Below are 6,077 nucleotides of genomic sequence, written 5' to 3'. Positions count from 1 at the left end.
TCGTGGACCCGTTCGGCGCCCTCACCCACCTCGGCGCCGGCGAGAGCGACGGCACGGAGGCCGCCCCGCCCGGGCACCTTCCCGTGCAGCCTATCCCCGTCAGCGAGCCGATGCTCTCCGACACGGCCGCCTGGGGGCGTTCGGTGCGCTCGACCTGGACCAGGCCGTCCACCGCCTCGGTGACCGGCGCGTAGCCGGCGGTCCGCAGCGCGGCCAGCGTCTCGGGTGCCGGGGTGCGGCTGACGAGCACCGTGGGGGCCAGTTGGCGCAGGCCGAGGGGGGCAAGCTTGCGGTGGTAGATGATCTCGGTGAGCAGCGCCGGCTCGGGCGCGTGGATGACGCAGGCGGGGGAGACCACCCGCAGCTGGCCGTGGCGGCGGGCCGTGTCGCGGATCAGGTAGCGCAGCGGCTGGGGGAGCGGGCCGCCGTTGATCGCGACCAGGTCGGCCTCGATCGAATCCGCGCTGTCGCCCGCGTCCAGGCCGCGACGGATGCTGCCGGGGGTGAACCGCCAGACCGAGGCCGCGCCCCGCGACTCCCGATCGGCCACCGCCTCGAGGGTCGTCTCCAGCGGCGCCGAGGGCGCCCCCGCCACCACGGCCGTCAGGTCGCCGCCGATCCTGGCCCGCTCGGTGGCGGCCGGCAGCAGCCGCCGCGCGGCGGCCACCACCTCCTCGTCCTCGGCGCCGAGGAGGGCCGCGCCGAGCGGCGTCAGCGCGCCGTGGGCCAGCACGCCGATCCGCGTCGCCTCGGCCAGCAGCGTCGCGAACGGCGGGGCGTCCTCGTCGAGGCGGGCGGCCAGCGGCCGGTGCCAGGCCACCAGGGCGGCCAGCGCCCCGGGCGACGCGGCGCCCTCCCCGGCCGGCAGCCGGGACGCGGCGTTGAGCAGCGTGCGGCGGGCGATCGGGACGTCCCGGCGCGGCGGGAGTTCGAGGAGCGCCGGCAGCGTCCTGCCCTCGCGGTCGCGGGTCCTGGTGGGGGTCGCCGGCACCGCGCGCCAGGCGCGCAGCAGCGCGGCGGCGCGCTGCCCCGGCTCGCCGGCCAGCCACGCGTCGTAGGCGGCGGTGGCCGGGAACCGGTCCTCGTCCCGGCACAACAGCCCGGCGGCGCGGCCCAGTTCGAGGGCGAGCCGGACGTCGGGCTCCTCGCAGTGCGCCGCCCTGCCGAGCCGCAGCAGCTCGCGGGGGCCGACGCCGCCGCTCTTCCGCCGCTCGGGCGGCCGCGCCGCGCACTCGGCGAGCACCGCCGCCGCCCGGTCGAGGAACGCGTACGCGGCGGCCGAGGCCTCCTGGGTCACCGCCTCGGCCGGGGCCGCCACCAGCGGGGGCGCCGGTGGCACGGCGTCGAAGGGCGCCCGCCAGCCGGGGCCGCGCAGGATCAGGGCCACCTCGGCCGGCAGGTGGGCCGGCACCTGCCCGTAGCGCGCCCGCAGCAGCAGTCCCCGGTCGAGCGCCCACCGCAGACCCGGCAGCGAGCTGGGCACCGGCTCGGTCAACACCGCCCGGCTGTGCTGGAGCAGCAGCTCGCGCGAGGCCGCCGGCGCCGCGGCCACCACGGCCCGCACCCGCTCCGGGTCGGTGTGGTGGTCGCGCAGCGCCTCGAGCCGGCGCTGCCGGGTGTCGGGCGGCGTGATGCCCAGCGCGTCGGCCATCCCGCACAGCTCGTCGGTGGTCTTCTCGCCCAGCAGTTCGACGAGCCCGGGACCGAGACCGAGCGGCGCCGGCCAGGTCGCCGCCACCGGTTCCGCCAGGTGCCAGAGCCCGTCCTCGTCCTGCCAGGCCAGCCCGTGGCCGGTCAGCTCGGTCAGCGCCAGGTCGAGGCCGCGGGCCCCCTCGGCCGTGCCGCCGCGCAGCAGGCCGGCGAGACGTTCCCGCGCCGCCCCCCGACCTATGGCGCCCAGCGCGGCCAGCGCCTCGGCGGCCTGCAGGCAGCGCAGCGGCAGCCGGGACACGGCGCGGGCCACCGACGCCTTGTCCAGGAGTCTGGTGGCCAGCTCGCCGAGGTCGTTCGGGGCGTAGGGCTGGAGCGTGTCGGGCCGGGCGGCGAGCAGGGCCCGCAGCCGGTCCGCGGGCAGCCGACCGAGCCAGGCGCTGAGTGGGAGGCCGGACGGAGAGGGGGACGACGCGCTGATCGGACTCACCTCGACTGTGTGCGATGTCGCGGATTCGGACGGTCACCGTATCGGTCCAGTGGCCCGGCCGGGGCCGGAATGGGGAAAACTATGCCCCCCCTCGCGGCCCCCTTGCGGAAAGGCCGATTCATACGGGACCCTGACGCCCCGGCCGCCCCGATCACCTGGTGCTTCGCCGGCGAGGTGCGACGATGGGAGCCATGGCACGCCGCGGCAAACTACGCATCTATCTCGGCGCGGCCCCGGGGGTGGGCAAGACCTACGCCATGCTCTCCGAGGCCCACCGCCGCGTCGAGCGTGGCACCGACCTGGTGGTGGCGCTCGTCGAACACCACGACCGGCCCCGCACCCAGGTGCTGCTCCACGGTCTGGAGCAGGTGCCCAGGCAGGAGATCGGCTACCGGGACGGCCTCTTCGGCGAGATGGACACGGACGCCGTGCTGCGGCGCCACCCCAAGGTCGCCGTGGTGGACGAGCTGGCCCACACCAACGTGCCGGGCGGCCGGAACGAGAAGCGCTGGCAGGACATCGAGGAGCTGCTCGACGCCGGCATCGACGTGATCTCCACCGTCAACATCCAGCACCTGGAGTCGCTCGGCGACGTCGTCGAGGCGATCACCGGCGTCCGGCAGCGCGAGACCGTGCCGGACGCCGTGGTGCGCCGCGCCGACCAGATAGAGCTGGTCGACATGGCCCCCGAGGCGCTGCGCCGGCGGATGGCCCACGGCAACATCTACGCCCCCGACAAGGTGGACGCGGCCCTCTCGCACTACTTCCGCCCCGGCAACCTGACCGCCCTCCGCGAGCTCGCCCTGCTGTGGACCGCCGACCGGGTCGACGCCTACCTGCGCCGCTACCGCGACGAGCAGGGCATAACGTCCACCTGGCACGCCCGCGAGCGGCTGGTCGTCGGCCTCACCGGCGGCCCCGAGGGCTCCACCCTGATCCGCCGCGCCGCCCGGATGGCCGCCAAGAGCTCGGGCAGCGAGATCATGGCCGTCTACATCTCCCGGGCCGACGGGCTCACCTCGGCCTCGCCGCGCGAGCTGGCCGACCAGCGCACCCTCGTCGAGCAGCTCGGCGGCACGTTCCACCACGTCATAGGCGACGAGGTGCCCGAGGCCCTGCTCGACTTCGCCCGCGGCGTCAACGCCAACCAGATCGTGCTCGGCTCCAGCCGCCGCAAGTCCTGGCAGTACGTGTTCGGGCCCGGCGTCGGCGCCACCGTCGCCCGCGAGTCGGGCCCCGACATCGACGTGCACATCGTGACCCACGACGAGGTCGCCAAGGGCCGGGGCCTCCCGTCCGCCCGCGGCGCCCGGCTGGGCCGCTCCAGGACCCTCGCCGGCTGGCTGATCGGCGTGCTGGGGCCCCTGCTGCTGACCGTGCTGCTCGCCGTGCCGTCGCCGGGCGCCGAGTTCGCCAGCGACGTGCTGCTCTTCCTCTCCGTGACCGTGATGGCCGCCCTCGTCGGCGGCCTCTACCCGGGGCTCGCCTCGGCGGCCTTCGGCTCGCTGCTGCTCAACTTCTACTTCGCCCGCCCCATCCACCAGTGGTCGGTGGCCGAGGGACACAACATCGTGGCGATCGTCGTCTTCTTCGCCATCGCGGTGGCCGTGGCCACCGTCGTCGACCGCTCCGCGCGCCGCACCCAGCAGGCCGCCAGGCTGCGCGCCGAGTCCGAGACGCTGACGCTGCTCGCCGGCAGCGTGCTGCGTGGCGAGGACACCCTGGGCGCCCTGCTGGAGCGGGCCAGGGAGACCTTCGGTATGGACGTCGCGGCGCTGCTGGAGAGCGACCCCGACCGCCGCCACTGGATGTGCGTGGGCAGCGTCTCCGTCCCCGACCACGCCGGCCGGCCGCTGCTGACCCCCGACGACGCCGACGTGGACGTGCCCGTCGGCGACCACGCCATGCTGGCCCTCTCCGGCCGGAAGCTGCCCGCCGAGGACCGCCGGGTGCTCACCGCGTTCGCCGCGCACGCCGCCGCCGTCCTCGACCGTCAGCGGCTCAAGTCCGAGGCCCACCGGGCCCACAAGCTCGCCGAGGGCAACCGCATCCGCACGGCGCTGCTGGCCGCCGTCTCGCACGACCTGCGCACCCCGCTCGCCGCCATCAAGGCCAGCGTCTCCAGCCTCCGCTCGGACGACGTGGCCTGGTCCGAGGAGGACGAGGCGGACCTGCTGGAGAGCATCGAGCAGGGCGCCGACCGGCTCGACCAGCTGGTGGGCAACCTCCTCGACATGTCCCGGTTGCAGACCGGCACGGTCGAGCCGCTGATCCGCGAGATGGACCTGGACGAGGTGGTGCCCGGGGCCCTGGGCGGGGTGCCGGAGGGCTCCGTCGACCTGGACATCCCCGAGTCGCTGCCGTTCGTCGCCGCCGACCCGGGGCTGCTGGAGCGGATCGTCGCCAACGTCGTCGAGAACGCGGTCAAGTACGGCCCCTCGGACCGGCAGGTGCTGGTGCGGGCCAGCAGCCTCGGCAACCGCGTCGAGCTGCGGGTGGTGGACCGCGGGCCCGGCGTCCCCGACACCGAGAAGGCCCGGATCTTCGAGCCGTTCCAGCGGTACGGCGACACCCCGCGCGGCAACGGCGTCGGCCTCGGCCTGGCCGTCGCCCGCGGCTTCGCCGAGGCGATGCACGGCACCCTGGACGCCGAGGACACCCCGGGTGGCGGCCTGACCATGGTGATCACGCTCCCCGCCGTCCCTTCGGCGGAACCCGGCGAGCCGGCCGAGCCGGCCGAGCCGGCCGAGCCGGTGGAACAAGCAGAACCAGCGGAACCAGCGGAACCAGCGGAATCGGTAGAAAAGAGGGCGACCCATGCATCGGGTGCTCGTAGTCGATGACGAACCACAGATCCTGCGCGCGCTCGTGATCAACCTCAAGGCCCGCAAGTACGAGGTCGACACCGCGGAGGACGGCGCCGAGGCGCTGCGGCTGGCCGCCGAACGGCACCCGGACGTGATCATCCTCGACCTCGGGCTGCCCGACATGGACGGCGTCGACGTCATCACCGGCATCCGGGGCTGGACCCGGGTGCCGATCATCGTCCTCTCGGCCCGGCACACCTCCGACGAGAAGGTGGAGGCCCTGGACGCGGGCGCCGACGACTACGTCACCAAGCCCTTCGGCATGGACGAGCTGCTGGCCAGGCTGCGGGCCGCCGTGCGGCGCGCCGAGCCGAGCGGCGTGGGCGACGAGGAGCCCACGGTGGAGACCGTCGACTTCACGGTCGACCTGGCCGCAAAGAAGGTCCACCGGGCGGGCAGGGACGTCCGGCTCACCCCGACCGAGTGGCACCTGCTGGAGGTGCTGATCCGCAACACCGGCCGGCTGGTCAGCCAGAAGCAGCTGCTGCAGGAGGTGTGGGGTCCCTCATACGGCACCGAGACGAACTACCTGCGGGTCTATATGGCCCAGCTGCGGCGCAAGCTGGAGACGGACCCGTCCGCGCCGCGCCACCTGATCACCGAACCGGGTATGGGTTACCGCTTCGAGCGCTGAGGCGTGGGCCGATCACGTTACGCTGAGGGTATGAGTGCGGAAGGCCGTCCTCCTCGGAGGCGGTGGAAGCTGTTCCAGTGGCCGGGGGCCAAGGGCACCGACGACGGCGATCTCGCCGGCGACGAGCAGCCCGCGGACGCGGGCTGCACCCGGATCCGCGACTGCGCGGAGGGCCCGAAGGGCCGCGAGGTGGTGCGGGTCGCGGGCACGCTGCGTGCGGTGAGCGAACGCACGGTGGCCGGCATGCCGGCGCTTCAGGCCGAGCTGGACGACGGCTCGGCCTCGCTGGACGTGGTGTGGCTCGGCCGGCGCTCGATAGCCGGCATCGAGCCGGGCCGAGCGGTCGTCGCCTCGGGGCGGATCGTCAGGTCGCACGGCAGACAGGTGCTGTTCAACCCCCGATACCAGCTGCAACCGCGTGGACAGGAGTAGCCAG

The 6,077-nt window shown here is 74.8% G+C and carries 4 protein-coding genes; 3 read left to right on the top strand and 1 reads right to left on the bottom strand.

Annotated features, from left to right (window positions below):
* Positions 1-2,140: helicase-associated domain-containing protein (locus tag E1283_RS03895; protein ID WP_132816435.1), on the bottom strand; the 2,140-nt coding region annotated here is incomplete at its 3' end.
* A 191-nt stretch (positions 2,141-2,331) separates the two neighbouring features.
* Between E1283_RS03895 and E1283_RS03890 the strand changes: the two genes are divergently transcribed.
* From E1283_RS03890 to E1283_RS03880, 3 genes are read left to right on the top strand one after another with little or no spacing between them, the layout of a single operon-like run.
* Positions 2,332-4,983: an ATP-binding protein gene (locus E1283_RS03890; protein WP_132816434.1), complete on the top strand. Its 2,652-nt coding sequence runs from the start codon at positions 2,332-2,334 to the stop codon at positions 4,981-4,983.
* The gene (locus E1283_RS03885; protein ID WP_132816433.1) at positions 4,958-5,641 is read left to right on the top strand and encodes a response regulator; all 684 of its coding nucleotides are present in this window, start codon (positions 4,958-4,960) and stop codon (positions 5,639-5,641) included. The genes E1283_RS03890 and E1283_RS03885 overlap by 26 nt, the downstream gene beginning before the upstream one ends.
* 30 nt (positions 5,642-5,671) lie before the next feature.
* On the top strand, positions 5,672-6,073 hold the full coding sequence (locus E1283_RS03880) for an OB-fold nucleic acid binding domain-containing protein (protein WP_132816432.1): 402 nt from the start codon (positions 5,672-5,674) through the stop codon (positions 6,071-6,073).
* Positions 6,074-6,077: the final 4 nt, after the last annotated feature.

Origin of the sequence: Streptomyces hainanensis (assembly GCF_004348415.1) — a bacterium.
Lineage (GTDB): Bacteria > Actinomycetota > Actinomycetes > Streptomycetales > Streptomycetaceae > Streptomyces > Streptomyces hainanensis.
The sequence above is the reverse complement of the archived record's forward strand: the minus strand, read 5'-3'. Positions and strand labels throughout refer to the sequence as shown.